This window comes from Koromonas humicola, from assembly GCF_059726255.1.
On record NZ_AP040873.1, the window covers coordinates 3,192,872 to 3,217,664 of the forward strand.

The 24,793-nt window shown below is 56.1% G+C and carries 29 protein-coding genes; all 29 read right to left on the bottom strand.

What is annotated here, in order from left to right; genetic code table 11:
* Positions 1-7: 7 nt before the first annotated feature.
* Positions 8-679 carry a cytochrome c oxidase subunit 3 gene (locus tag AC6IZD_RS13840; RefSeq protein ID WP_497783904.1) on the bottom strand — a complete coding sequence of 224 codons (672 nt, stop codon included), beginning with the start codon at positions 677-679 and terminating at the stop codon, positions 8-10.
* Positions 669-2,315 (bottom strand): cytochrome c oxidase subunit I, encoded by a 1,647-nt coding sequence (gene ctaD, locus AC6IZD_RS13845; protein ID WP_497783905.1) that lies wholly within the window; start codon positions 2,313-2,315, stop codon positions 669-671. The genes AC6IZD_RS13840 and ctaD overlap by 11 nt, the downstream gene beginning before the upstream one ends.
* Positions 2,316-2,322: 7 nt before the next feature.
* Positions 2,323-3,396: a cytochrome c oxidase subunit II gene (gene coxB / locus AC6IZD_RS13850; RefSeq protein WP_497783906.1), complete on the bottom strand. Its 1,074-nt coding sequence runs from the start codon at positions 3,394-3,396 to the stop codon at positions 2,323-2,325.
* Between the two features lie 6 nt (positions 3,397-3,402).
* Positions 3,403-4,260, bottom strand: coding sequence for an SCO family protein (locus AC6IZD_RS13855; protein ID WP_497783907.1), 858 nt, complete (start codon positions 4,258-4,260; stop codon positions 3,403-3,405).
* Between the two features lie 28 nt (positions 4,261-4,288).
* Positions 4,289-4,855 carry a hypothetical protein gene (locus tag AC6IZD_RS13860; RefSeq protein WP_497783908.1) on the bottom strand — a complete coding sequence of 189 codons (567 nt, stop codon included), beginning with the start codon at positions 4,853-4,855 and terminating at the stop codon, positions 4,289-4,291.
* Positions 4,845-6,065 (bottom strand): hypothetical protein, encoded by a 1,221-nt coding sequence (locus AC6IZD_RS13865; protein ID WP_497783909.1) that lies wholly within the window; start codon positions 6,063-6,065, stop codon positions 4,845-4,847. The genes AC6IZD_RS13860 and AC6IZD_RS13865 overlap by 11 nt, the downstream gene beginning before the upstream one ends.
* A 1-nt stretch (position 6,066) precedes the next feature.
* Positions 6,067-6,723 (bottom strand): c-type cytochrome, encoded by a 657-nt coding sequence (locus AC6IZD_RS13870; RefSeq protein WP_497783910.1) that lies wholly within the window; start codon positions 6,721-6,723, stop codon positions 6,067-6,069.
* A gap of 2 nt (positions 6,724-6,725) precedes the next feature.
* A complete protein-coding gene (locus tag AC6IZD_RS13875) occupies positions 6,726-7,256 on the bottom strand; it encodes a DUF3341 domain-containing protein (protein ID WP_497783911.1) in 531 nt (176 codons plus the stop codon).
* Positions 7,249-8,661 carry an NrfD/PsrC family molybdoenzyme membrane anchor subunit gene (gene nrfD, locus AC6IZD_RS13880; protein ID WP_497783912.1) on the bottom strand — a complete coding sequence of 471 codons (1,413 nt, stop codon included), beginning with the start codon at positions 8,659-8,661 and terminating at the stop codon, positions 7,249-7,251. The genes AC6IZD_RS13875 and nrfD overlap by 8 nt, the downstream gene beginning before the upstream one ends.
* 6 nt (positions 8,662-8,667) lie before the next feature.
* On the bottom strand, positions 8,668-11,688 hold the full coding sequence (locus AC6IZD_RS13885) for a TAT-variant-translocated molybdopterin oxidoreductase (protein ID WP_497783913.1): 3,021 nt from the start codon (positions 11,686-11,688) through the stop codon (positions 8,668-8,670).
* Positions 11,689-11,756: 68 nt separating this feature from the next.
* Positions 11,757-12,515, bottom strand: a complete 759-nt coding sequence (locus AC6IZD_RS13890; protein ID WP_497783914.1) for a cytochrome c3 family protein — start codon at positions 12,513-12,515, stop codon at positions 11,757-11,759.
* A gap of 567 nt (positions 12,516-13,082) precedes the next feature.
* Complete coding sequence (locus AC6IZD_RS13895; protein WP_497783915.1) at positions 13,083-13,481, bottom strand: energy transducer TonB; 399 nt, start codon at positions 13,479-13,481, stop codon at positions 13,083-13,085.
* A 254-nt stretch (positions 13,482-13,735) separates the two neighbouring features.
* On the bottom strand, positions 13,736-14,047 hold the full coding sequence (locus AC6IZD_RS13900; protein ID WP_497783916.1) for a hypothetical protein: 312 nt from the start codon (positions 14,045-14,047) through the stop codon (positions 13,736-13,738).
* A gap of 238 nt (positions 14,048-14,285) precedes the next feature.
* Positions 14,286-14,777 (bottom strand): 50S ribosomal protein L17, encoded by a 492-nt coding sequence (gene rplQ / locus AC6IZD_RS13905; protein ID WP_497783917.1) that lies wholly within the window; start codon positions 14,775-14,777, stop codon positions 14,286-14,288.
* 108 nt (positions 14,778-14,885) lie between these two features.
* On the bottom strand, positions 14,886-15,938 hold the full coding sequence (locus tag AC6IZD_RS13910) for a DNA-directed RNA polymerase subunit alpha (RefSeq protein WP_497783918.1): 1,053 nt from the start codon (positions 15,936-15,938) through the stop codon (positions 14,886-14,888).
* 203 nt (positions 15,939-16,141) lie between these two features.
* Positions 16,142-16,771, bottom strand: coding sequence for a 30S ribosomal protein S4 (gene rpsD / locus AC6IZD_RS13915; RefSeq protein WP_497783919.1), 630 nt, complete (start codon positions 16,769-16,771; stop codon positions 16,142-16,144).
* Between the two features lie 136 nt (positions 16,772-16,907).
* Positions 16,908-17,336, bottom strand: coding sequence for a 30S ribosomal protein S11 (gene rpsK / locus AC6IZD_RS13920; protein ID WP_497783920.1), 429 nt, complete (start codon positions 17,334-17,336; stop codon positions 16,908-16,910).
* A gap of 100 nt (positions 17,337-17,436) precedes the next feature.
* Positions 17,437-17,817, bottom strand: a complete 381-nt coding sequence (gene rpsM, locus AC6IZD_RS13925) for a 30S ribosomal protein S13 (RefSeq protein ID WP_497783921.1) — start codon at positions 17,815-17,817, stop codon at positions 17,437-17,439.
* A gap of 34 nt (positions 17,818-17,851) precedes the next feature.
* On the bottom strand, positions 17,852-17,965 hold the full coding sequence (gene rpmJ, locus AC6IZD_RS13930; protein ID WP_497783922.1) for a 50S ribosomal protein L36: 114 nt from the start codon (positions 17,963-17,965) through the stop codon (positions 17,852-17,854).
* Positions 17,966-18,163: 198 nt separating this feature from the next.
* Entirely contained in the window at positions 18,164-18,382 is a 219-nt protein-coding gene (infA, locus tag AC6IZD_RS13935; RefSeq protein ID WP_497774641.1) for a translation initiation factor IF-1, read from the bottom strand.
* Between the two features lie 48 nt (positions 18,383-18,430).
* A complete protein-coding gene (gene map / locus AC6IZD_RS13940) occupies positions 18,431-19,180 on the bottom strand; it encodes a type I methionyl aminopeptidase (protein WP_497783923.1) in 750 nt (249 codons plus the stop codon).
* Positions 19,164-19,898 carry an adenylate kinase gene (locus tag AC6IZD_RS13945; protein WP_497783924.1) on the bottom strand — a complete coding sequence of 245 codons (735 nt, stop codon included), beginning with the start codon at positions 19,896-19,898 and terminating at the stop codon, positions 19,164-19,166. Before AC6IZD_RS13945 ends, map begins: the two co-directional genes overlap by 17 nt.
* A gap of 48 nt (positions 19,899-19,946) precedes the next feature.
* Positions 19,947-21,350, bottom strand: coding sequence for a preprotein translocase subunit SecY (secY, locus tag AC6IZD_RS13950; RefSeq protein ID WP_497783925.1), 1,404 nt, complete (start codon positions 21,348-21,350; stop codon positions 19,947-19,949).
* Between the two features lie 102 nt (positions 21,351-21,452).
* Positions 21,453-21,929, bottom strand: coding sequence for a 50S ribosomal protein L15 (rplO, locus tag AC6IZD_RS13955; protein ID WP_497783926.1), 477 nt, complete (start codon positions 21,927-21,929; stop codon positions 21,453-21,455).
* Between the two features lie 210 nt (positions 21,930-22,139).
* Entirely contained in the window at positions 22,140-22,364 is a 225-nt protein-coding gene (gene rpmD, locus AC6IZD_RS13960) for a 50S ribosomal protein L30 (RefSeq protein ID WP_497783927.1), read from the bottom strand.
* A 3-nt stretch (positions 22,365-22,367) separates the two neighbouring features.
* A complete protein-coding gene (gene rpsE / locus AC6IZD_RS13965; RefSeq protein WP_497783928.1) occupies positions 22,368-22,877 on the bottom strand; it encodes a 30S ribosomal protein S5 in 510 nt (169 codons plus the stop codon).
* Positions 22,878-22,992: 115 nt separating this feature from the next.
* Positions 22,993-23,364: a 50S ribosomal protein L18 gene (gene rplR / locus AC6IZD_RS13970; protein ID WP_497783929.1), complete on the bottom strand. Its 372-nt coding sequence runs from the start codon at positions 23,362-23,364 to the stop codon at positions 22,993-22,995.
* 271 nt (positions 23,365-23,635) lie between these two features.
* Entirely contained in the window at positions 23,636-24,175 is a 540-nt protein-coding gene (gene rplF, locus AC6IZD_RS13975; protein ID WP_497783930.1) for a 50S ribosomal protein L6, read from the bottom strand.
* A gap of 132 nt (positions 24,176-24,307) precedes the next feature.
* Positions 24,308-24,706, bottom strand: coding sequence for a 30S ribosomal protein S8 (gene rpsH, locus AC6IZD_RS13980; RefSeq protein WP_497783931.1), 399 nt, complete (start codon positions 24,704-24,706; stop codon positions 24,308-24,310).
* Positions 24,707-24,793 lie beyond the last annotated feature (87 nt).

Below are 24,793 nucleotides of genomic sequence, written 5' to 3' on the forward strand. Positions count from 1 at the left end.
CGTTCTCCTACCCGTTATGGTGATGGCTGATCAAGTAGAGCAGCGGGAAAAGGTAAATCCAGATTAAGTCGACGAAGTGCCAGTACAAGCCGACCATCTCCACGGGAGAATTGTACTCAGGACTGAAGCGCCCCTTTGCATTTGCGATCAGCAACCACGTGAGCAGACCAGCGCCAATGACCATGTGGAACGCGTGCATTCCGGTCATTGCAAAGTAGAGCGAGAAGAAGATCGAAACCTGTCGAGGATCGTAGTTGCCCTCGTGCTCGAAATGAAAATTCGGTCCGGGAACTTCGTGATGTACCCAGTGTCCGTGATACTCAACCGCCTTGATTCCAAGGAAGGCGAAACCGAGCACAAGCGTGAGTATCAGGAAAAGCGCCGTCATCTTGCGGTTGCCAATCTTTGCCGAGTGCACTGACATCACCATGGTCAGCGACGAACAGATCAGCACCGCAGTATTGATGGCACCCAGAGAGATTTCCATCGTCTGGCTGCCAGCCACCCACGCGTTGTAATACGAGAGTCGGTAGATCAGGTACGCGGCAAACATGCCGCCGAAAAACATAATCTCCGTAACAAGGAACAGCCACATGCCAAAAGTGGACGTTGCTTTCTGCTGGTCCAGGTCGGCAAAGTGATGCCTAAGATTGTGTACTTCGGTCGGGCTATCCGGCAATTTCAACCCCCTTGTTGCGCGTATCGATCTCGTCGTAGTTGTAGGCTTCCCAAGTCACAACCGGAGTCTCTTCAAAATTGAATGTTGGTGGCGGCGAAGAAGTCATCCACTCCAAGCCAGCCGCGCGATAAGGATTCGGCCCAGCATCTTTTCCGTACTGCAGGCTCCAAATGAAATAGATCATCGGCATGATGAAGCCGACAGCGAGAATCGAAGCTCCAGCAGTTGACAGCACATTCAGCACCTGGAACTCGGCGGGATAGGCGTGATAGCGCCGAGGCATTCCCATGTAGCCAAGCAGGAACTGCGGGAAGAAAGTTAGGTTGAATCCTACAAACACCAGTACGGCGCTGAGTTTTGCAAACGCCTCCGGATACATCTTGCCCGTGATCTTAGGCCACCAGAAGTGCAAGCCGCCCATGAAGGCCGTAACCATGCCTCCCACCATGACGTAATGGAAGTGAGCAACGACGAAATACGTGTCGGTCACGTGTAGATCGATTCCAACCGAAGCGAGGAAAACGCCCGTCAGTCCGCCAATCGTGAACAGTCCGATGAATGCAAACGTGTAAAGCATCGGAGTCTCGAATGTGATTGATCCTTTGTAGAGCGTCGCCGTCCAGTTAAAGACCTTGACCGCGGATGGGATCGCCACAAAGAAGCTCAAGATTGAAAAGATCAGCGCAGCGTAAGTAGAGATTCCGGCGACAAACATGTGATGCGCCCAGACCAAGAATCCGAGCACCGCAATAGCAATCGACGCCATTGCCACGAAGTCGTAACCGAAAATTCGCTTCCGCGAGAAGCAGGCCACAACCTCGCTGATTACTCCCATGCCAGGCAGAATCATGATGTACACAGCAGGATGTGAGTAGAACCAGAACAAGTGTTGGAACAGCAGCGGATCGCCACCTAATCGCGAATCGAAGATGCCGATGTGGAACACGCGTTCGAGTGCGACGAGTACCAAGGTGATCGCCAACACCGGCGTACCTAGCACCATGATCACCGAAGCTGCATAGTTCGACCAGATAAACAGCGGCAGCCTGCGCCAGGTAAGCCCTGGTGCGCGCATGCGGTGAACGGTCACAATGATGTTCAGGCCGGTGAAGATCGAAGAGAAGCCGGTAATGAACACTCCGAGTGCGGCGGTCACTACATTCGTATTTGAGAATGTAGTAGAGAACGGAGTGTAGAAGGTCCAGCCCGTATCAACGCCGCCAGTGATAATGGCATACAGGATGAACGCCGCTCCGGTGATGAAGATGTACCAGCTCGCCAGATTCAATCTTGGAAACGCGAGGTCCTTGGCGCCCACCATCATCGGCACGAGGAAGTTCCCGAGCACCGCCGGAATCGACGGGATCAGGAACAGGAAGATCATGACCACGCCGTGCATGGTGAACAGCTTGTTATAGGTATCCGCCAGAACCAGGTCGCCCGCCGGAGTCAGCAGCTCCAGACGAATCAGCATGGCAAAGAAGCTGCCCACGAAGAAGAACGCGGTAATCGAAATCAGATACAGCAGCGCGATCCGCTTGTGATCAGTGGTCAGCAACCACGACTTGATCCCATAATCCGCGTTCAGGTAATTCGTCGCTTTTGGTTCGACAGGTAGTTTTGCGGTTTCCATCATTCACCCTTTACTGCTTTGCCCCGGGCTGAGCCGGTGCGGCTTTGGTCGTTGGCGGAGTCGAGGGCTGATCACTCTTCTGGACCGTGCCCTCGTTCTTCGGGGCAACTGGATAGACTCCAGAATTAGGTTCGCTGACTGGTAGCGGCAGGTTTGCCGTTCCATTACCCAAGGCTTTGACGTATGCCACAAGGCCGATTACTTCTTCTTCGCTGAGCTGACCTTCAAAGGTCGGCATGATGTTCTTGAAGCCGCTCGCGATCTTCGCTCCTGGATTCAGAATCGATTCGCGAACGTAGCTCTCATCTGCTGTAACCGAGCGTCCATCGTCGAGCAATACGGGTTTACCAAATACCCCGATCAGGTTCGGTCCACGCCCAGCGGCGTCTGCGCGGTGGCACATGGAGCAGCCATACTGCTGGAAGCTCTTCTCGCCCGCGGATGCCAACGATCCATCTACCCCGCTCGCGGCCCAGCGATCGTAGTCAGCAGGATCCATCACGACCACTTCGCCGATCATGCCTGAGTGCTGAGTTCCGCAATATTCGGCGCAGAAAAGGTGATAGCGACCCGGCTTCGTAGCATGGAACCAGGTTGAGGTATAACGTCCCGGCAACACATCAGCTTTGATGCGGAAGGCAGGAACAAAGAAGTCATGGATGACATCCTGAGACGTCATAATCATGCGCACGTCGCGGCCAGCCGGAACGTGCAGTTGATTGATCTCGCGCGGCCCTTCTGTATGCTGGAACTTCCACATCCACTGCTTGCCTACTGCATAGATCTCCATGGCGCCCTTTGGTGGACGTGTCTGCATGAAGAAGATGACAGACGACCACACAAAGATGATCATCACGATGCCAAGCGGAATGCCGGTCCAGAGCAGTTCCAGCGCCGTCGAGCCGTGTATCTGTGTTGCCTGTGGGCTGCGATCCTTTCGATAGCGCACAGCAAAATACAGGATCAACAACGATATTAGAATCGTGAAGAAGGCCGTAATCGCCACAAGGGCGAAATACAGTGCGTCAACGTGTCCGGCCATCGAGCTTGCTCGGGCCGGAAATAGTGGCAGATTTGACCACATATCTATTTATGCCCGTCCTGTTCCGATTCCGTGATCTTGCTTCTCTTTGCGAAACAGCAGTACAAGACAACTACCCAGCACGACAACCGTGGTTACACCACCCAACCGAACGATGTTGGTGATGGTTGCGCCATAGCGCCCCGTGCGTGGATCGTAGTGATAGCAGTACAGCAATACCTGATCGGCAAGCGAACCGATCTTGTTCTGCGAAGCCTCGACGATGCCAAGTCGCATGTCTTTCGCTGAGTACTCGACGCCGTAGTAATACTGCGCGACTTTCCCCGTAGGTGTGATCAGCATGATTCCTGCGGCGTGCGCGAACTGCTGGAGCTTTGTGTCGTACCGGTACCGGAATCCGACAGCATTCGCCAAAGCCGAGATCTGCGCCTGCTCACCTGTGAGGAAGTGCCATCCTTTGCCTGCCGCTGGATTCCCCAAGCGCTTCAGGTACATTTCCTTTTTGTTGGCGGCGAGCTGTGGCGTCTCGCGAGGATCGATGCTGACGGTTACAACCTCGAATTCCTGGCCCGGAACAAACTTGATGATTTTCAGCGCTGAAGTAAGTCCGTTTAATACTTCGGTGCACAGCATGGGGCACTCGTAGTACACGAGATTCAAAATCACCGGACGACCTTCATGGAAGTAGTCGCCCAGCTTCACCGCCTTACCCTGTTCATCTTTGAACTGAAGGTCCAACGGAACCTGCTCGTTGAGGCGCTGGTCGATGCCCACGCCCTCGAGTCCCGGAGGTGCGACTGTCTTGGTTTCGGGCGGGGTGAAGTACTGCGCCATCGCCGTTGCTGACATCGCGACAGCCATAGCCAGGCTCAATGCCACCTTGCGAATTGTGTTATGAACCGACATGATTCCTTGTCCTAAATGCTCCACATCACTACTTGCTGCGCTGCGGCCTCTCTGAATTGAAGTTCATCTGGTAATCCGGCTGAGGAGCTTCCGTTACGGGAGGCTTGGAGTACTCTCGTCCAGCGCCGGAGTAATTCGGAAGTACCGCATTTGTTCCTGGACGAACAGGGAGCTTCGTTGCAATCTCTTTCATCGCCTGATCAATGGGCATGTGCGTGTTGCCCTGTGCGTCCTGGTGCGCTTGCGCATTCAGAGCAGCATTCTCCGCCAGCAAGAACCTGGTCATATCAACTGTCTCGTCTGCTTGAAGGCGTGGCTCCGGAAATTTCGTGACATTCACGTTAGCTGTGTTCGTCATGATGCCAGCGCGCGGCGCAACTGCCTGCGGCGCTAGCGGGCTCTGCTCCGGGTCATGCTTATCGGCGACCTTTGTCATTCCGACGTACATTCCCAACACGCCAAGATGAATGGCAACTCCGAAGATTGCGAGCACGAGGAAGAAGATCAGGATTCCCCGTGCACTCATGTCACTCTTGTCGTAATCGACAGTAGGATTGCGATCCGAACCGCCGAAATGTCCGTGATTAGTGGCCATTGCTTTGCTCCCAAAGCCGCGGCAACATAGGCTCAGTAACCACTAGCAAGGGCCTCTTTCCATATTCACGGAAGAACAGTCCCAGCCAGATGCCCACGAGCGCGAGTGGCGCCGCGAAATACGTCCAGTGATATGAGAGTTGGTGTGACTCCGGCGCCGTTCCAGGGAACGGATTCGGAGCTACCAGCCAGTACAGGTCCACATAGCGCATCACGATCACCAGCAGTGCGACGGGCACCAGTTTTCGCGCATCACGCTTCAACTCGCGCGAAAGCAACAAAGTGAAGGGTAGTGCGAACTGCAAAAAGACCAGCAATAGCGCGACGATCTGCCATCCGCCGTGAATTCGATCCAGGTACCACGTGATCTCCTCGGGAAGATTGCCCGCCCAAATAATCAGCCACTGCGAAAAGCTGAAGTACGCCCAGACCATCGTGAACGCCAGCATCAGCTTGCCGTAGTCATGCAGTTTGTCTGGCCCGAGAATTTCCGTGAACGGTGACTCATGGCGCATTGAACACAGGATGACGGTCATCAGCGACATCACGGAAAGCATCTCGCTGATCATGAAAAACATGCCGAAGATCGTTGAGTACCAGTTCGGGTCGAGTGACATCACCCAGTCGGTGCATGCCAGCGTGATCGTCAATCCATACACTAAGATTCCCGGCGCGGACCAGCCTTTCAGTCCCTGCCACACGCGAGGCGAGCTATCCACGTCCTGGGCGAAAGATCCGCGGCGCAGTCTCCACGCCCACAGGTTCCACAGGCCGAAGTAGATCACCGCACGAAGTGTCCAGAAGTGATCGTTGAGATACAGCGCCTTCGCCGCGACTTCCTTGTGAGAAGCCACGTATGCCGGGTCGAGCCAGATATACAAACTGTGGCGACCCAGCCAGATCGGGATGAACAGAACGGTCAGTAGAGGGATGTTTGCAATCGCCGCTTCCATTACACGACGTCCGATCATCCACCAGTTGCCGCCCGTTAGGTGACCAAGCATCAACAGCGCGAGCGAACCCAGCGAGAACCCGAGTATCAGCATGTAGCCAATCAGATATCCGCGATAGAACTGCGCGCTAGAGATAAATGCTCCGGCAATTGCTGCAATGGCACCGACGGCTCCGATGGCAAGCCATCGTGTCGAGAGCCCACGCGACTTCGCGGGTGCTTCAAATCTATAGGAAGCGGGATAGGTCGTTGCGCTCATGCTATTTCGCCTCCGGACGATCTGTGCCTGCGACACTGCCTGGCTTCGTTACCGTTCGCGGCGAAATCACTTGCTTCTCCTCCGCAACCTCGGTCTTCACTGGATGAGCCAGTTGCAGAGCGCGAATGTAAGCCGCGATGCGCCAACGATCCGCGACAGGAACCTGGGCCGAATAGTCGCCCATTGCGCCCCAACCGTTCGTCATTACATTGAAGAAATGTCCTATGGGTGCCTTCATCAAGCGCGGCTCGTAATAGGAGGGAGGATTTTTGAAGCCACGCTGGACAATCATTCCATTGCCGTCACCTAGCTGCGAGTGGCAAGGAGAGCAGTAAATGTTGAACCTCTCTCGTCCTCGTTCCAGATCCTGCTCGGTAATTGGAAACGGAACTTGGTCTGCTTCCTGGCCGTTGATCTTGCCCGTGTAGAGCAAGGGATCGTCCTCCAGTTGTCCACGTGCGATCGTGCCTTCCACCGGCGCGCGCGCCGAACGCATATCTGGGTAGAATGCGTTCTCTCGCAACGGAATGAACTTGGGCTGGTTGTGCATGTCCTCTCTGCATGAGGCCAGCAGCATCAGTCCGGCTGCTGTCACCAGAGCCAGCGCAATCTTTCCTGCGAAATTTCTGATCCTGCTATTCGTGAGTTCGTATGTCATATTCAGTCGGCGACCTCCGCAACATCGAGTGCATTCGTCGCCTGCAGGAATCGTGTTGTCTCGCTCAGATCGAACTTTGGGTCTTCCGCCTCAATACACAGAAAGAATCGATCGCGGCTCGCCGACGAGAAACGCGGATGATTGAAAATCGAGTGATAAGGCTGCGGTAATCCGTTCAATGCCAGCATGCCGACGACTGCCGAAATACCCGCGAACAGAATTGTCATCTCAAACGTGATGATCACGAACGACGGCCACGAATTCAGAGGACGTCCTCCAACGTTCGTGGGATAAGCCCACACGTGCACCCAGTACTGGAGCAGGAAGCCGCTTAACCCGCCGAGTATTCCGCCAACAAGCGTGACCAGTGGCACCTGCGTCTTCTCGAAACCGATTGCGTCTGCGATCTCCTCGATTGGATATGGAGTGTAGGCGTCCATGCGGCGGTATCCGGCGGCGTGTGCCAGCTTGCAAGCAGTGAGCAAGCTGTCCGGCGTATCGAACTCAGCCACCACACCGTGCAACTCAGTCATGAGCGGCTACCTCCTCGCTGAGTTTTGCTTCGGGCAACAACATGCGCATTTCAAAGATGGTGATCATTGGCATTAGCCTGACGAACAGGAACATGGCGCAGAAGAACAATCCCAGAGTGCCAACAAACACCGCGTAATCCCATCGCGTCGCCACGTACATGCCCCACGAAGATGGCAGGAAGTCGCGGTGCAGACTCGTAACGACGATCACGAATCGCTCCAGCCACATGCCAAACAGAATCACCAGCGACGCCAGGAACAACAGTGGCGGATTCAGCCTTACTTTGCGAATCCAGAGCACTTGAGGAATGACAATGTTGAAGGCGATCAAGCACCAGTAAGACCACGCCATCGGCCCTAGCGCACGATTCTTAAACATGAACTGCTCGTAGATGTTTCCCGAGTAGAAGGCGTAGAACGCTTCCATCGAGTAGCCGTAAGCCACAATCAATCCCGTACCCAACATGACCTTTGCCGCGTTGTCGAGGTGGCGGAGCGTCATCATGTCCTGCACGCCATAGAAGCGGCGAATCGGAATGGCCAGCACCAGCACCATTGCGAATCCCGAGTAAATGGCGCCAGCAACGAAGTACGGCGGGAACACTGTTGTGTGCCAGCCCGGCAGGATCGAAATTGCGAAGTCGAATGAAACGACGGTGTGAACTGAGAGCACCAGCGGAGTCGCCAGTCCGGCAAGCAATATGTACGCGCTCTCGTATCTCTTCCAATGTCGCGCCGAACCACGCCATCCCATCGCGAGCAGTCCGTAAATCGCTTTCGCTACTGGATTCGTTGCCGTATCGCGGAATGTCGCCAGGTCAGGAATGAGTCCCACAAACCAGAACAGCGCCGAGATCGTTGCGTAGGTTGATACCGCGAAAACGTCCCACAGTAGCGGGCTGCGGAATTGCGGCCAGATGCTCATCGTGTTGGGATACGGGAACAGCCAGTACGCGAGCCATGGGCGGCCAGTGTGAATCAGCGGGAAGATACCGGCGCATGCCACGGCAAATAGCGTCATGGCCTCGGCAAAGCGGTTGATCGAGTTGCGCCATCCCTGCTTCAGCAGCAGCAGAATCGCCGAGATCAACGTACCCGCGTGGCCGATACCGACCCACCACACGAAATTCACGATGGCGAATCCCCAGCCTACTGGAATGTTGATGCCCCAGATGCCAACGCCGCGATAGAACAGGTAGGCTGCGGCAAACATCAGCAGGTTCAGCAGGCCAAAGAAGAGCGCGAAGCCTCCCAGCCAGCCCAGTGTCACTGGCCGGCGTAACACAATCGAGACGATCTTGTCCGTTATCGTCTCCAGCGTGTGGCCGGGGGTAAGCACGGGTGCCTGCCCGGGCAGCAGCCGTTCGAGTGTCGTGGAAGCCTTGGTCTCTGGAGATTGTTCCATGATCCTTTATGACTCCAACTCAGGGTTCGGGTTCCGCACCGCGCCTAAGTAAGTGGTGCGCGGGCGTGTGTTCAGTTCTTCGAGCAATCCGTAGTTCCGCTGCAACGCTTTGAGCTTCGAAACGCGGCTGTTCGAATCATTCAGATCGCCGAAGACGATTGCATCAGCCGGGCAAGCCTGCTGGCAGGCGGTCATCACTTCGCCGTCGCGTACTTTCCGGTTCTGCTCTTCGGCATTGATCCTCGCGTGTGTGATGCGCTGTACGCAGTAAGTGCACTTCTCCATCACACCGCGGCTTCTTACTGTCACGTCGGGATTGCGCTGGAATTTCAGCTGTGGCGTATCGAAATCCTGGAACAGCAGGAAATTGAAGCGACGCACCTTGTACGGACAGTTGTTTGAACAATAGCGGGTGCCCACGCATCGGTTGTAGACCATGTCATTCAGGCCTTCCGACGAGTGCACCGTGGCCGTCACCGGACATACAACTTCGCACGGAGCGTTTTCACACTGCATACATGGCACCGGTTGGAAGTAGGTGTTCGGGTTCTCAGGCGATCCCTCATGGTAGTTATCGATGCGCAGCCAGTTCATATGGCGACCACGTTTCACCTGATCTTTGCCCACCACAGCGATGTTGTTCTCAGCCTGGCATGCCACGGAGCAGGTCTTACACCCGATGCAGGCGTTGAGGTCAATCGCCATGCCCCACTTGTGTTCTTTGTACTCGTAAGGCTCGTACAAAGTGAGACCCGGCGCTGGCGCTTCAACCATCTCGTGCACGAAGCCCGGGTTCTTCATGAAGTCCTCGAGTGTGGCCGCACGAACAATCGCGCGCCCGACCATGTTCTGGAATCCTTGCGGAGACGCTAGCCCATAATGCCCGCCCGTGGCGGTCATCTTCACTCCACCCGCATTCCAGAGTGCATTCGAAGTTCGTAACTGGTAGGCGCTGAAACCAACGCCCGATCCGACACGCCCGGCCTTCTCGCGCCCGTAGCCGAGAGTCACGGTGATCGCGTCGTCCGGATGGCCCGGGGTCACCCAGATTGCGGCTTTCACCTTGCGCCCGTTCAGTTCGAGTTCAACTTCATCTTCAGCTTTGAGATTCAGTTTCTTGGCCGTGGCCACGCTGATCATCACTGGATTGTCCCAGCAGACCTGCGTCATGGGCTTTGGCGTTTCCTGCAACCATCCGTTGTTTGCGAAGCGTCCGTCGTAGACAGTTGGATCGCGGCGGAACATGATCTCAAGGCCATTCGAAGGCTGTGCGATCGCGGGTAATGTCGCAACTCTTGCCGTCAGTGTCTTCGGAGCCGCAGCCGAGTTCGCTATGAAGCCGTCATGCAGAGAGCGATCCCACCATGCCTTGAAATCAACCCCCGCATGTTGCGACTGCCAGTAGCGCTGGACCAAGTCGTAGCTCGTGGCCTCGTTCTCGTTCGTCAGGAACTCGATCAGTTCACTTTCGCTGTGCCCGCCATAGAGAGGCGCAATCAGTGGCTGAATGAAGCTCACAGTGCCATCAAACGAGCGCGTATCACCCCAGTGCTCCAGAAAGTGCGATGCGTTCAGATGCCAATGGCAGTACTTGGAAGTCTCATCCTGATAGAGTCCAAGGTGAATCCGCAATGGCACCTGGTTGAGAGCATTGTAGAAGTCAATGTCCGTAGGGGCGTCGTACACAGGATTTGTGTTGAGCACGACCAGCATGTCAACTTTGCCGCTGCGCATCTCGCCCACAAGCTGACGAAGCTGATCAAGCTTTGAAACATTCGCAAACGGGTCGATCGGATCAACGTAGCTCACCGTCTTACCCGTTGCGCCCAGTGCGCCATTGATTGCATGAGCCAGCGCATGCACTGCCGGAGGCTGCGCGTCTCCAACAACGACCAGGACAGCACCGCGGTTCGCTTGCAGATCCTTCGCGAGTGCGCCAGCAAACTTCTTGTGTTTGTCGTTGAACGCACCGCCTGCCTGCGCTACTCCCAGTGCCGTAGCCAGAGCTCGCGCGAACGGCTCTACTTCACTGGCCTTCACGTGCAGGCGATGATCCGCCTTTGCCGAAGTGTTTGTCGGAGCGCTCTCGACCGTGTAGAAGCGCAACATCTCTTCGTGCAATTCAGGACGCCGACGCGCAGCAAAGTCGCGCGCATATTTATGGAATCCAGGGAAGCCCGAGGACAGAAAGTCCGCGTCGAGCGAGAGAACTATCTTGGCCTTCGAGAAGTCGTAGATCGTCTCGACCGGCTGCCCAAACGCAAGCTGCGCGCCCGCATACACGTTGTCGCGATTGACCGCTTCCCACTGATACCACTTCGCCTGCGGATATGCCTTTAGAAAATTCTGCATTTGCGCTACGAACGAAGGCGAGGAAGTGGCACCACTCAGAACGCGAAGTCTTGCACCCTGATTTTTCTTGTGCGCTTCAATCACGCCACGCAAACTCGACAGCACATCCGGCCACGAACGCGATTCACCGAGATAGGTGTTCACCTGCGACCGATCGGGATCGTACAGATTGAGCACGCTGGCTTGGTTGAATACATCCGTTCCACCCAGCGACGATGGATGCTGTGGATTGCCCTCGACTTTCGTCGGTCGTCCTTCGTGGCTCTCGACCAACAGTCCCGTACCGTAGACACCCAGCGGCATCGCCGTCGCGAAGAAGAGGGGTTTTCCCGGAACCACGTTGTTTGGCTGCCGCACATACGGAACAATCGGTTCGAGAGGCTGCTTCGTACAGGCGCTCAACCCCGCAAGAGCCAAGGACGCGCCCATGATCTTCATGAAGTCGCGGCGCGAGCTCTTATCCGTCCACTCTGAAGCGTGCTTGGGAAATTCGCGATGCAGCATCTCCTCGAACTCAGGAGTTTGCGCCAGTTCATCCAGCGTGCGCCAATACTGGGGTCCGCGGGCTTCGCTCAGTTTCTCGCGCACCTCGCTCAGTTCAAGCTTGTTTCGCTTGCTGGGACACACATCCCCAATTCCAGTTTTCTCGACCTTATCCATTCGCTTCGATTCCACTCGTCAGAGTCTCTGCTGTCGCTGTTGCGACCATTGCGAAATGCGATGTTTGCTGCACGTAAAGATCATCAGCGGTGGCACGTGTTGCAACTCGTGATGTCCCGTGGCGAACGCACATTGTTCACCTTCACCAAGTACGTTCCCAACCCATCTGGCCCCGTCTGGCTGGTGAACGTCTTGTACGTGTCGCCTTCCTTGATCGTCACCGGATGCGATTGCGAAGGCTCCTGGTACGCCATGTTAAAAATCTGATCGCCCATCGTGGATGGGTCTTTGGGATCCGGCTTCACGTAGTGCGGGCGCAGATTCTTCTCCGGTGCGCGATGGCAGTTGATACACCACTCCATCTGTAGAGAAGCCTGGTTGTACATCAGGTTCATTTTGTCCACGCGCCCGTGACACGCGTTGCAACCAACGCCCTTGTTCACGTGAATGCTGTGATCGAAATATGCGAAGTCAGGCAGATCGTTCGCACGCGTCCAGCTCAGGCTGCGCCCCGTCCGATAGCTTTCGCGGACAGGCTCAAGCATTGGAGCCGCCGTCCATATCTGCGAATGGCAGTTCATGCACGTCTTCGTTGGAGGAATGCCGGCGAAGCCCGACACCTCGACCGAGGTGTGACAATAGCGGCAATCGATTCCGAGTCCCGCCACGTGATGTTGATGCGGGAAAGGAACGGGTTGCGGGCGCGCAACACCTGCATAGGTGAAGTAGGGCGAGCGTTGCAATTGCAAAGCTGCCCACAGAAGGCCAACCACCAGAATCAGTCCACCAAGGATGGAGGCCTTAGCAATCGAATTCGCACTGCGATGAAAGATCTGCGCCATGTATGGGAGTTGTCCGTTACGTAGCTATCTGTTCGCTCGAAATCCGGAATGAATTGCGATGATGCGACGACTGCGTTAATCCTCAAATCGCCACCTTTGCTCATCGCAGGTGTGATGCATTACCCATTGTTCCGTGAGCCGCGTCACAAGAACTAGGGATTATAGCAGGAGCACGGAACTTGCTGTCTTGCGCGGGACGAAATTTCTCGCCCGGCAATATTCAGGATTTTGTTCTTGGAGAAAACGTAAGATCTTTCGAAAACGAACGTGGGCACGGTGCTTGGCTGCCTCATAGACTAATCTTTCTTCAGTCTGCTCGCGGAAAGCTCTACCCGGAACATTCTCATGCCCTGGATTCAGGTGGACCATTCCCGCGAACAATTGTGAGATGCAGCGGATAGGTAAATGACTGCACTTTCAGCGGTGGAAAACAGGCAAAATCCCTGCCAGTTCCGTTTTGAGACGCCGAACTCAGAAATTCGGTCCCGCGCGGGACGGCTTCTTGCTTGGCAAAAAGAAAAGGCGCGGTGTCATCCGCGCCTTACATCTTCTCTCAGCTATCTGCTTTTAGCTTCGTAAATAGAAATCTACCGTCACTTCCATCTTCACCGGGATAGGCTTGTCGTCCTTTTCAGCCGGTTTGTACTTCCACTCTTTCACCGCGATGATAGCGTTTTCGTCGAGGCCGTATCCAAGCCCTTTGACGACCTTCGCATCGACCACGTCGCCCTTTCTATCAATCGTAATCAGCAGGGTTACTGTGCCCTCGATCTTTCTCTTTTTCGCCTCCGGAGTGTAATCCGGTGTGGCCACCTCAGACAGTCTCGGAGGAGTGATATCGTCGGTCAGCGAGACCGCCTCGTCAGTCGCCGCTACGGTCTTAGCTTTGGCTTGCGCAGAGCCCGCAACCGGGACGATGCTCATCACAAGCAGAACACTGAACATCACTAACAGAATGCGTTTCATGGGACGCCTCCGCGCCGCGACCATACCGCGGCACCATGATTGTCTACCGCCCCACATTTCACCGCTGTTCTCAACCTCGCGCAGTGACCCAGCGCACATTGCTCTCGCCCACTAACGGCCCTTTGCCAAGCTTGGAATCAGTACCCGAAGCTGAATCGCTACCGCGATGAGCAGCAACAGCGATGTCTTCCCGTCCAGAGAACTAACGTACCAGTACTTTGAACAGCAAAGGTCATGATCCCCATCGACACGCTCTATGCCACTTGCTCATCCATGTCGCAGCCGTTCTCTGCAGGCTCCACGCTGATGTGGCAATGTGCCCGGCCCTGCATCAGTCGTGGCCCAATCAACCCAGTGATGTGCTGAATTGCAGCATTCAGATCCTTCAGTTCCATTTGCTTCAGATCGATTGTGAATTCCAAGTCAAATCGTTCTCTCCGGCTATCGCTCGGCCCGGTCAGCAGCGGCAGGGCATTCCCCAGCATCGCCGAGATGTTGAGCAATGACTGACTTCCACACAGCGGACATTCATTCAATCGGCTGTCACTCAACGACTGACATTCCATGCAAACAACCGCATTCTGCAAAGGAACTGCGCCTACATCTGCTTGTTTTCTGGCTCCGAATTGCATACGGCTCACCCCAAAAGTCTGGCTAGTATATGTCGCGAGCTTGCCGCGGCTGTTTACCCGCGAGGTTCTAAGAGTGCATTGTGGGGGCTTCAGGCAAAAGAAAATGCGCACCTGAAGGTGCGCATTCTGTGACCTGATCCTTCCGGCAGAACCGGAAGTAAGCTCCATTTGACTAAGCCTTAGGCTCTTCTCCGGCAGCCTCGCCGCCGCCTGCCTGGGCCTGCTGCTCTTCCATGGCCTTGCGGGTTTCTTCGGCGCGCTTTGCGCGAACTTCGGCACGCTTTTCACGCTTCTCGTCGATCGTCTTCTCGCTGCCGAGAATTTCGATAAACGCCTTCGCTCCACCGTCGCCCTTGCGGAAGCCGGTGAGGATGATGCGTGTGTAACCGCCATTGCGGTCGCCAAAACGCGGTCCGATAGAGCCGAACAGCTTGTCAACGGCATCCGGCGTCATCAGATACGCCGCTGCCTGGCGGCGTTCTGCAACGCCACCCTTCTTGCCGAGTGTGATCATCTTCTCGGCATGCGATTTGATTGCTTTAGCCTTGGTGACGGTCGTCTCGATGCGCTCCTCAAGAATCAGAGAAGTGACGAGATTTCGCAGCAAAGCCCGCCGGTGGGAAGTGTTCCGGCCCAGTTTCCAACCTGCTACACGATGACGCATGACTCAATCCTTAATATCGCCGGAGCCGCTTAGAATCCGGCTGAACTTAACTCCCCGGCAGTGCCGGGCGGTATGCGGAAGCGCCGTGCGGCGCATCCCGCCACAAAATTAGAAGCCCGGGTTGCTGTCTCCAGAGCCATACGTTGGAGGCACGCTAGTGCTGCCGCCCATCGTCGACTGGCTGGTCGCAACGGCATTGCCGTGCTCGTCAATCTTCATTCCAAGGCCAAGGCCCATCGAAGCAAGGATTTCCTTGATTTCGTTGAGCGATTTGCGACCAAAGTTCTTGGTCTTCAACATCTCAGCTTCGGACTTCTGCACCAGCTCGCCAATCGTCTGGATATTCGCGTTCTTCAGGCAGTTGTAGCTGCGAACGCTCAGCTCCAGCTCTTCGACCGAGCGGTTCAGATTCTCGTTGCGGATCTCCGGCTTGTTGTCGGCCGAAATTCCAGCAGCTTCAACTTCCTCTTCGAAGTTGATGAAGATATTCATGTGGTCCTTCAGCAGCTTGGCTGCCAAGCCGATCGCGTCGGCAGGCGAAACCGAACCGTTGGTCCACACTTCCAGAGCCAGCTTGTCGTAGTCGGTGATCTGACCGAGACGGGCAGCCTCGACCGAGTAGTTGACCTTGCGCACGGGCGAGTGCACAGAATCAATCGGAATGAATCCGAGCCCGAGGTCCTCGTCGAAATTCTTATCGGCCGAAACGTAGCCACGCCCCTTCTTCAGGCGAAGCTCCATGTCCAACTTTCCACCTTCGCTGACGGTCGCGATGTAAACGTCCTTGTCCAGAACTTCCACATCGCCATCCGCTTCGATCATTCCGCTGGTGATGACTCCAGGCTGATCGGCGCGCAGATAGATCATTTTCGGCGCATCTCCCGAAAGCTTAAACGGGATCTGCTTCAGATTGAGGATGATGTCCGTTGCGTCTTCGACGACGCCAGGAATGGACTGGAACTCGTGCAGCACGCCTTCGATCTTCACCGCGGTGATCGCTGCTCCCTCGATCGAGGACAGCAGAACGCGCCGCAGCGCATTTCCAATCGTGGTGCCGAATCCGCGCTCGAACGGCTGCGCCCAGAAGTGACCGTACTTGTCGGTCAGCGATTCAGAGTCCATCGCCAAGCGCTTTGGTTTTTGAAAACCCTTCCAGAGCATGTATTTTTCCTCTTTCTTCGGCCGTTTGGCACCGCGGAACGCTTACACCGCAGGCTGGTCTGGTCCGAGATAGGGTAATGCGGCACGAATCCTGAGACCGTGCCGCTGTAATTAGGTTGCTCGACAACTCCGACACTTCCCGGTATCGTCGCGCTCCGCGAGCCGATACAGCCACGAGCTGCAGGCGTTCAGCCTGCGCCCGATTACTTGCTGTAAAGTTCGACGATGAGCTGCTCGTTGACCGGCAGATTGATTTCATCGCGCCGGGGCAGAGAGAGCACGCGACCCTTGTAGTTCTCGCGGTCAATCTCGAGCCAAGCCGGGGCTGTCTGATGCGCAGCGAAGTCCTTCGCCGCTTCAACAATAGTGAGCTTACGGCTACCCTCGCGAATGATTACCTCATCGCCAGCGTTGATCTGGAACGATGGGATATTCACCTTGCGACCGTTTACCGCGACGTGACCGTGACGCACGAGCTGGCGGGCCTGACGGCGCGCCACGGCGAAGCCAAGACGGTAAACAACCGAATCGAGACGGCGCTCAAGCTGCTGGAGCAGGATTTCGCCGGTAACGCCCTTTGCGCGAGCGGCCTTCTCGAAGTAGTTGCGGAACTGGCCTTCCTGCGCAAAGTACATGCGCTTGGCCTTTTGCTTTTCGCGGAGCTGGAGTCCGTAGCCGACGATCTTTGCCTTTCGATCCTTGCCATGCTGGCCAGGGGCAAAGTTGCGCTTCTCGACTGGACACTTTTCCATGAAGCACTTTGCACCCTTCAGGAACAGCTTCGTTCCCTCTCGACGGCAAAGGCGGCATACTGCGTCTTTATAGCGAGCCAACTTATATCTCCTCTAGTCTGGGAGCGGTTTACAGGAGTTGGGGTCCTTTCTATCCCGCTCAAATCTTTGTCGACCGGCATCAGGGTCACACATGACCTATGCCGGGAGCCGCACAACGGCGGCAACGAAAGCTCAATTACACACGACGCTTTTTCGGCGGACGGCAGCCGTTGTGCGGAACCGGAGTGACGTCCTTGATGGTACGCACTTCGAGTCCAGCCGCTGCCAATGCGCGGATCGCCGACTCACGTCCCGAGCCGGGGCCCGAAACCTTCACATCGACGGAGCGAAGACCGTGATCGCGCGCTGTATTAGCGGCGTTCATTGCGGCCTGCTGCGCGGCAAATGGCGTGCCCTTGCGGGAGCCACGGAACCCGAGCGAACCGGAGCTCTTCCAGGAAATCACGTTGCCCGTGGGGTCGCTGATCGTCACGATCGTGTTGTTAAAGGAAGCGGTAATCATCACCATTCCGTGAGGAATGTGTTTACGCTCCTTCTTCTTGAACTTTTTGCTCTTGCCCTTCTTATCCGACGCGGAAGCGCCGGCGCCAGCTGCTTTTGCCATATTCCGTTCTCAATTCCTGTTCTGGGGTTACCAGTAAGCGCTTTCCATACGAACCGACGGATGCGGCCTGCGGAAAGACGCGACCTAGCGGCAAGCCGACTTACTTCGTCGCCTTCTTCTTGCCAGCCACCGTTCCCTTGCGCGGACCCTTGCGAGTGCGAGCATTGGTGTGCGTGCGCTGTCCGCGGACAGGCAGGCTGCGGCGGTGACGGTTGCCGCGATAAGAGCCGATTTCGATGAGCCGCTTGATGTGAAGCGAGATTTCCTTGCGCAGATCACCCTCGACCTGGCCTTCGTTCTCGATCACCTGACGAATGCGGTTCACTTCGTCTTCGCTCAGGTCCTGGATCTTCTTGACCGGGTCGACCGTTGCCGTGCCCAGAATCTTAAGGGCGCGAGGCTGGCCGATACCGTAGATGTAAGTGAGCGCGATGCGTGCCTGCTTGTTGCGGGGCAGATCGACGCCTGCAATACGTGCCATGTGTGTGTCCTACTCCTGGTTGAGCAGACCTAGGTTAGCCCTGGCGCTGCTTATGTTTCGTGTTTTCGCAGATCACACGCACCACACCGTGGCGGTGAATGACCTTGCACTTGTCACAAATCTTCTTTACTGAAGCCCGAACCTTCATAAGCCATTTCCTTGTTCGACTAATTCACGCTCAGACCGTCCGGTGCCACGAGGACGACATAACGCTGTTGCCAGCTCTGTAGCAAGACTTCACATCAGAGAAGGCGATTTGAGAGCCTTGCGGCCCTCTACTGCAAACACGCAAAATCCCGCGAGCCCCAAACATCTGGGCTCTTGCGGGTCTGCGCGAACCTTTCCGCTATTTGTAGCGGTAAACTATCCGTCCGCGATTCAAATCATAGGGCGACAACTCAACGGCGACTCGGTCGCCGGGCAGAATGCGGATGAAGTTCTTGCGCATCTTGCCCGACACATGCGCCAGCACTTCGTGATCGTTTTCGAGCTTCACCCTGAACATAGCATTGGGCAAGGGCTCGATGACCATCGCCATTACTTCAATCGCGTCTTCCTTACTCATCCAACCTCAATCTGTTTTCAGTATCGAGCAGTCACTCGAACCCTGAATCTAAGCGGTCAGTATCACCGGACCGTCTTTTGTGATCGCCACGCAATGCTCAAAATGCGCGCTCGGCTTGCCATCTTGAGTTACCGCTGTCCACTTGTCATCCAGCACCCGAACCGATGCACCGCCTGCATTCACCATTGGCTCGATCGCGATGACCATACCTTCGCGCAGTTTGAGCCCATGATCGCGAACGCCGTAATTCGGAACCTGCGGATCCTCGTGCAACTTGGTCCCAATGCCGTGCCCAACAAACTCGCGTACCACGGTGAAGCCTGCAGCTTCGACAAACTCCTGCACTGCAGCGCCGATATCACCGAGACGGTTTCCCGCCTGTGCAGCTTCAATCCCTTTTTGGAGCGACTGCTCGGTGACGTCCACCAGCTTGCGAACTTCATCGCTGATGCTGCCTACCGGAACCGTCACGGCCGAATCGCCGTAGTAGCCGTCGAGCACCACGCCACAGTCGATGGACACAATATCGCCCTCAGCGAGCTTACGCGTCTCTGAGGGAATGCCATGCACCACTTCCTGATTCACCGATGTACAAAGCACGCAAGGATAGTCGTAATACCCTTTAAATGCAGGCTTTGCACCTAACTCGCGAATTTTCTTTTCCGCTGCGCGCTCCAGGTCCATCGTGCTAACACCTGGCGCCACCAGCACCTTTACTGTGTCTAACACCTGGCGAACAATGTGGCCACTACGCCGCATTTTCTCTATTTCGCCGGCAGACTTACAAACTATCGCCATGTTCTATTGCCTTGAAGGCTTGGGACGTAATCACGTCCAAATCCGCCGCACCGTCAATTACCGTCAGCCGCTTTCGCTGCGCATAGTAATTCACTAGCGGCAATGTCTGTATTTCGTAGTTCTTCAGCCGCTCGACGATGACGTCATCACGATCGTCTTTTCTCGTTACAAGTGCCGTACCATCGATGTCGCAGATGCCTTCTACCTGCGGCCGCTGAGAGGTGTGAACATTGTAAATCCGTCCGCACTTAGGACAGGTTCGACGCCCGGTGAGCCTACGCAATAGGAGATTATACTCTACCGTTAACTGGATCACAACCAACTGCTTACAACCGTTTGGAGTTTCAAAGAAGTGATGCTCGGCAAGGTACTTGTCGAGCCACTCGGCCTGCATCACCGTCCGGGGAAACCCGTCCAGAATGAATCCGAGTGCACAGTCCGGCTGTGCCACCCGGTCAGCGACCATATGGCACACCAATTCATCGGGAGCGAATTCGCCACGTTCCATCAACGCTCCCGCCATTTTCCCCTGCTCTGTTCCGCGGGCTATATTATCCCGCAGTATGTCTCCGGTGGAGATTTGCGGTATCTCGTAATGCTCTGAGATCCGCTTCGATTGCGTACCCTTACCAGCGCCCGGCGCTCCCAAGAGAATCACCGGGCCCACTAGCTTCTCTGCCTTACTCACCATGCGTACCGGAACCGCTTCTGCTTCCATCGCGTAGCCTCCGACACTTGATCTAATCCCATGCCGAGGCTAGGTACTTTACCACGCTCTGCGGCCTCTAATGCGACCACTTTTTGGCGTAAACCCTTCGTAATGGCGCATGATCAGTTGCGATTCAATCTGGTTGACCGTGTCCATTGCCACACCTACCACGATCAGGAGCGAGGTACCACCGAAGTAGAAGTTCACATTAAGGCCGTGCAGAATCCAGTTCGGCAGACGATCAAAGAGCGCGCCGCCCATCCACACCGGCAGATTGTTAAGATGAATACCAGCAATCATCCATTCCGGAATCAGCGAAATGATGATCAGGTACAACGCTCCCACCAAGGTGATACGGGTAAGTACGTCATTGATGTAGTTGCTTGTACGTGCGCCTGGACGAATGCCCGGGATAAATCCGCCGTACTTCTGCATGTTGTCACTGACGTCCTTCGGATTGAACACGATCGAGACATAGAAGTAGGCAAAGAAAAGAATGCCCACCGCATACAGGAACGTGTGCAGCGGTTCGCCCCAGCCGAGAGCCTTACTCAGCCCAGCGAAGAAGCTGCCGAAATACTTATTGTTCTGCAGAGCGTAGCCAACTGTCTGCGGAAGCGTAAGCACCGAGCTCGCGAAGATCACGGGCATAACGCCGCCGGAGTTGACGCGCAAGGGCAAGTGGGTAGACTGACCGCCCATTACCTTACGGCCTACAACACGCTTTGCATACTGCACCGGGATGCGACGTTCTGAGCGTTCTACAAACACGATGAACGCAACCACCACGACCATCACGGCTAACAACACCAGGATGCCGATTGGCCCAAGCGCTCCACCGCTGCTGGCTTTCTGCCACAGTTCGACCACCGCGCGAGGCAGACCGACGACGATGCCGGTGAAGATGATCAGCGACATACCATTGCCGATACCGCGCTGTGTGATCTGCTCACCAAGCCACATAATGAATGTGGTTCCGGTCGTCAGGGTCAGGATCGTCATCAATACGAACCCAAAACCAGGATTGCGCACAAGCTGCTCGCCGCCAATACCGCGCTCGAGGGTCATTGCAATTCCGAAGGACTGCAAGGCGCTCAGGATAACGGTTAGATAGCGGGTCCACTGGGTGATCTTCTTGCGTCCCAGTTCGCCTTCCTTCTGCAAGCGAGCCAGTGGCTCATACACCACGGTTAGCAACTGCAGAATGATCGACGCGGTAATGTAGGGCATGATGCCCAGGGCGAAGATCGTCAATCGACGCAGGTTGCCGCCACTGAACAGATCGACAAAGCCAAGCAAACCGCCACTGGCGCTTTCGAACAGACGAGAGAGTGCGGCAGGGTCGATGCCGGGTGTTGGCAGGTGGCCGCCGATGCGGTAAACGGCGAGCAGGGCAAGCGTAAAGAGAACGCGCTTGCGGAGATCCGGAATTTTAAAGATGTTCGCCAGCTTCTCGAACATGGTGAAAAGGGCCTCGATGCCTATGCTGTTCGGGTCTCGACCATTCCTGTCGGAGTAATCGGACCCAGCCCGCCTGTTCGCTGCAGGCGGGCTCGGGTGATCTTACTTCTTGCCGCGTTCGATCGGAGCAGGCTGCTTGACTGCGATGATCTCAGCCTTGCCACCCGCGGCGGTAATCTTCTGCTGTGCCGTTTCGCTGAACTTGTGAGCGTGCACGGTGATAGCGGTGGTGAGTTCCCCAACTCCCAGCACCTTCACCAGGCCCGTCTTCTTGCTGATAACTCCGCGTTCGAAAAGAACTTCCGGAGTCAATTCAGCAACGCCCAGCTCTGCCAGTCGCGACAGATTTACTACCTGGAATTCCTTCTTGAAAATGTTGACAAAGCCGCGCTTTGGCAGGCGGCGGTGCAGCGGCATCTGGCCGCCTTCAAATCCGCGCATACTGCGCGAGCCCGAACGGGAGCGCTGTCCCTTGTGTCCACGGGTCGAAGTCTTACCCATGCCGGAGCCCATACCGCGGCCCACACGCTTGCGGTTTTCGTTCGCCTTCGCTGGCTTTCGAAGCGTTGACAGATTCATTGTTCGTTTCCTTGCATGGTGCCAAACATGCCGATGGGCTGTCTGTGACAGCCGAACATCTCCGCAATGATTCGGAGTGTTCCCCGTGGCGAGCGGACTGTTTCCTGGCGCCGCTGGCTAGGCCAGCGACTCGGTTTGCGAGTGCTCATTCGGCGGCTTGTAGCTTCGCCTTCAGCACTCGTATCGGGTGCCAATCCTTCGATCTTCGGCTTACTCGCCGATGATCTTCACCAGATGCGGCACCTTGGCAACCATGCCACGGATCGAGAGGGTGTCCTCGCGCTCGATCACCTGGTTCAGGTGAGTAAAGCCGAGGCCCTTGATAACGAGGCGCTGTTTCTCAGGTGTGCTGTTCTGGGAGACGACCCACTTCAGCTTCATCTTGGTGCCAGCCGCAGCCTGCACCCTAGGAGTCTTTGTCCGTTGACGTGGCATGGTTTAGAGCTCCTCCACGGCCTTGCCGCGATTGGCGGCAACTTCGGCACGGTCACGCAGCTTTCGCAGAGCGTCAAACGTAGCCTTGATCACATTGTGTGGGTTTGTCGTGCCGATCGATTTCGTCAGCACGTTCTGAATACCCGCCGAGGTCATCACAGCGCGCACCGCGCCACCGGCGATCACGCCAGTACCTTCGGGTGCGGGCTTGAGCAGCACACGGCCCGAGCCGTAACGGCCGAGCGAAATGTGCGGGATGGAAGTCTCGGTCAGGTTCACCTTAATCAGGTTCTTCTTCGCCGATTCAATTCCCTTGCGGATCGCCTGGGGAACTTCCTTGGCTTTGCCGGAACCATAGCCGACCACTCCGGTGGCCGGATCGCCGATCACTACCAAGGCTGCGAACGACATGTTCTTACCGCCCTTGACGACCTTCGTCACGCGGTTGATGTTCACAACCTGGTCCTTCAGGTTGTACTGACCGGCATCGAGCTTTTTCTTGACGATTGCCATTTGCTATCGATTCTCCTGGAGACCGCGCCTGCGATCTCCGAAATCATGCGGACTAACGGTTTTCACCTCGCCCGCTTTAACGTCGCACCCTGTCGAGCCTTCGCGGCTTTCGGGACTAGAACTTAAGACCGGCCTCGCGGGCAGCATCGGCAATCGCCTTGATGCGTCCGTGGTACAGATAACCGCCGCGATCGAAAACTACCGCTTCGATACCCTTCGCCTTGGCGCGCTCAGCGACCAGCTTTCCAACCTGCTTGGCTGCGGCAATGTTGCCGCCTGCAATGTGCTTTTTGCCGTCCTTGCCCTGTTCGAGCGAGCTGGCGGAGACGATCGTGGCGTGCTTCACGTCGTCAATAAGCTGCACGTAGATGTGGTTGACCGAACGATACACGTTCAGGCGCGGGCGCTCAGTGGTGCCGGCGAGCTTCTTGCGGATCCTTGTGTGGATCTTCTCGCGCGTTGCGTTCTTGGAAGTCTTTGTCAGCATTCTTCTTGTCCTTCGCTCCGGCCTTCTTCCCGGGTCTCGAATCAAGCAGCTTACGCTGCTTTCTTCCGGTACCGGGGACCGGTCTGTCCCAGCGAATAACTTCGCCGAGGTTGTGCGGACGCCCACCGGATTCTCGTCCGAGGGCTTAGCATTGCAGCCGGAACGGGATTGGATTTCCGCCGCTTCGGCTGCGAAGCTTCGCAGTGTGATGGCGAGAATCGATTCTCGCCGTTTGGGCTCAGCTCACAACGTGAGCCTTCACCCTGATCCTTTACTTGGCGCCAGTCTTGCCGACCTTCTTCTTCAGCTTCTCGCCAGCGTAGCGCACGCCCTTCTGCTTGTACGGGTCAGGCGGACGCAGTGAACGCATTTCGGCCGCAACCTGGCCGAGTTTCTGGCGGTCGATGCCGGTCAGCGTCAGCTTGGTCTGCTTCGGATCGATCGTAACGTCGATGCCTGTAGGCAGCGGATACTCGATCGGGTGCGAATAGCCGAGGCTGAACACGACGATTCCCTTGCCCTTCATTTCTGCGCGATAGCCGATTCCAACGATTTCCAGATCACGACTCCAGCCGTTGGTTACACCAACAACTGCGTTGTTCACCAGCGCGCGAACCAATCCATGAACGGCGGCCTTCGAGTCATCATCGCGCTTTACAAGCAGCGTACCGTCTTCCTGCGCCAGCGTAACGCCTGCGGGAAGATGGTTCGTAACGGTCCCCTTGGGACCGTTCACTGTGATGAGGTTGCCCTCAACAGTGTACGTGACACCCTTGGGCAGAGGAATGGGCTTCTTACCAATTCTTGACATTACTCTCTCCTACACCGCCGTGACCTTCGCCACGGTGGGCTTCCGGACCGGATTACCGGCCTCGTCTGCACCGGGCGCCAGCAGCCGGAGCGGCATCTTTCGCCGCGTACCCGGCTGCGAAGCCCGTGTCTGTTAGTAAACCTGGCAGATGACCTCGCCGCCCACGCCTTCCTTGCGGGCCTGCTTGCCACTGCGAACGCCCTTCGGGGTGGTCAGAATGGAAATGCCCAATCCGCCGAGAATGCGGGGAATTTCGTTGCGATTGACGTACACACGGCAACCGGGACGCGAAACGCGGGTGATGTTCGTGATCGCGGCAACGTTATCAGCATTGTACTTGATGTACACGCGGATGACCTTCTTGCCGTCTTCTTCGGTCGCCTTGTAGTTGGCAATGTAGCCTTCTTCCTTCAGCACGCGGGCGATTTCCAGCTTCAACTTCGAAGCAGGCGCATCAACCTTCTGGTGCCGGGCCTTAATGCCATTGCGGATCCTGGTCAGGAAATCTGCCACCGGATCGGTAAAGCTCATTCTCGTTCTCCTGAATTCGTGCGCCCGTTCTCTTTCTTGCGCGTGCTGGCCTTGCGCAATACTGCACCGGATTACCGGCTGCCCTCG

What these genes read in the sequence shown, in the direction of transcription:
- ctaD (WP_497783905.1), bottom strand. Translation starts at nt 2,315, where the DNA reads ATGATGGAAACCGCAAAACTACCTGTCGAACCAAAAGCGACGAATTAC.
- coxB (WP_497783906.1), bottom strand. Translation starts at nt 3,396, where the DNA reads ATGTGGTCAAATCTGCCACTATTTCCGGCCCGAGCAAGCTCGATGGCC.
- AC6IZD_RS13855 (WP_497783907.1), bottom strand. Translation starts at nt 4,260, where the DNA reads ATGTCGGTTCATAACACAATTCGCAAGGTGGCATTGAGCCTGGCTATG.
- AC6IZD_RS13860 (WP_497783908.1), bottom strand. Translation starts at nt 4,855, where the DNA reads ATGGCCACTAATCACGGACATTTCGGCGGTTCGGATCGCAATCCTACT.
- AC6IZD_RS13865 (WP_497783909.1), bottom strand. Translation starts at nt 6,065, where the DNA reads ATGAGCGCAACGACCTATCCCGCTTCCTATAGATTTGAAGCACCCGCG.
- AC6IZD_RS13870 (WP_497783910.1), bottom strand. Translation starts at nt 6,723, where the DNA reads ATGACATACGAACTCACGAATAGCAGGATCAGAAATTTCGCAGGAAAG.
- AC6IZD_RS13875 (WP_497783911.1), bottom strand. Translation starts at nt 7,256, where the DNA reads ATGACTGAGTTGCACGGTGTGGTGGCTGAGTTCGATACGCCGGACAGC.
- nrfD (WP_497783912.1), bottom strand. Translation starts at nt 8,661, where the DNA reads ATGGAACAATCTCCAGAGACCAAGGCTTCCACGACACTCGAACGGCTG.
- AC6IZD_RS13890 (WP_497783914.1), bottom strand. Translation starts at nt 12,515, where the DNA reads ATGGCGCAGATCTTTCATCGCAGTGCGAATTCGATTGCTAAGGCCTCC.
- AC6IZD_RS13895 (WP_497783915.1), bottom strand. Translation starts at nt 13,481, where the DNA reads ATGAAACGCATTCTGTTAGTGATGTTCAGTGTTCTGCTTGTGATGAGC.
- AC6IZD_RS13900 (WP_497783916.1), bottom strand. Translation starts at nt 14,047, where the DNA reads ATGGAATGTCAGTCGTTGAGTGACAGCCGATTGAATGAATGTCCGCTG.
- rplQ (WP_497783917.1), bottom strand. Translation starts at nt 14,777, where the DNA reads ATGCGTCATCGTGTAGCAGGTTGGAAACTGGGCCGGAACACTTCCCAC.
- AC6IZD_RS13910 (WP_497783918.1), bottom strand. Translation starts at nt 15,938, where the DNA reads ATGCTCTGGAAGGGTTTTCAAAAACCAAAGCGCTTGGCGATGGACTCT.
- rpsK (WP_497783920.1), bottom strand. Translation starts at nt 17,336, where the DNA reads ATGGCAAAAGCAGCTGGCGCCGGCGCTTCCGCGTCGGATAAGAAGGGC.
- rpsM (WP_497783921.1), bottom strand. Translation starts at nt 17,817, where the DNA reads ATGGCACGTATTGCAGGCGTCGATCTGCCCCGCAACAAGCAGGCACGC.
- rpmJ (WP_497783922.1), bottom strand. Translation starts at nt 17,965, where the DNA reads ATGAAGGTTCGGGCTTCAGTAAAGAAGATTTGTGACAAGTGCAAGGTC.
- infA (WP_497774641.1), bottom strand. Translation starts at nt 18,382, where the DNA reads ATGAGTAAGGAAGACGCGATTGAAGTAATGGCGATGGTCATCGAGCCC.
- map (WP_497783923.1), bottom strand. Translation starts at nt 19,180, where the DNA reads ATGGCGATAGTTTGTAAGTCTGCCGGCGAAATAGAGAAAATGCGGCGT.
- AC6IZD_RS13945 (WP_497783924.1), bottom strand. Translation starts at nt 19,898, where the DNA reads ATGGAAGCAGAAGCGGTTCCGGTACGCATGGTGAGTAAGGCAGAGAAG.
- secY (WP_497783925.1), bottom strand. Translation starts at nt 21,350, where the DNA reads ATGTTCGAGAAGCTGGCGAACATCTTTAAAATTCCGGATCTCCGCAAG.
- rplO (WP_497783926.1), bottom strand. Translation starts at nt 21,929, where the DNA reads ATGAATCTGTCAACGCTTCGAAAGCCAGCGAAGGCGAACGAAAACCGC.
- rpmD (WP_497783927.1), bottom strand. Translation starts at nt 22,364, where the DNA reads ATGCCACGTCAACGGACAAAGACTCCTAGGGTGCAGGCTGCGGCTGGC.
- rpsE (WP_497783928.1), bottom strand. Translation starts at nt 22,877, where the DNA reads ATGGCAATCGTCAAGAAAAAGCTCGATGCCGGTCAGTACAACCTGAAG.
- rplR (WP_497783929.1), bottom strand. Translation starts at nt 23,364, where the DNA reads ATGCTGACAAAGACTTCCAAGAACGCAACGCGCGAGAAGATCCACACA.
- rplF (WP_497783930.1), bottom strand. Translation starts at nt 24,175, where the DNA reads ATGTCAAGAATTGGTAAGAAGCCCATTCCTCTGCCCAAGGGTGTCACG.
- rpsH (WP_497783931.1), bottom strand. Translation starts at nt 24,706, where the DNA reads ATGAGCTTTACCGATCCGGTGGCAGATTTCCTGACCAGGATCCGCAAT.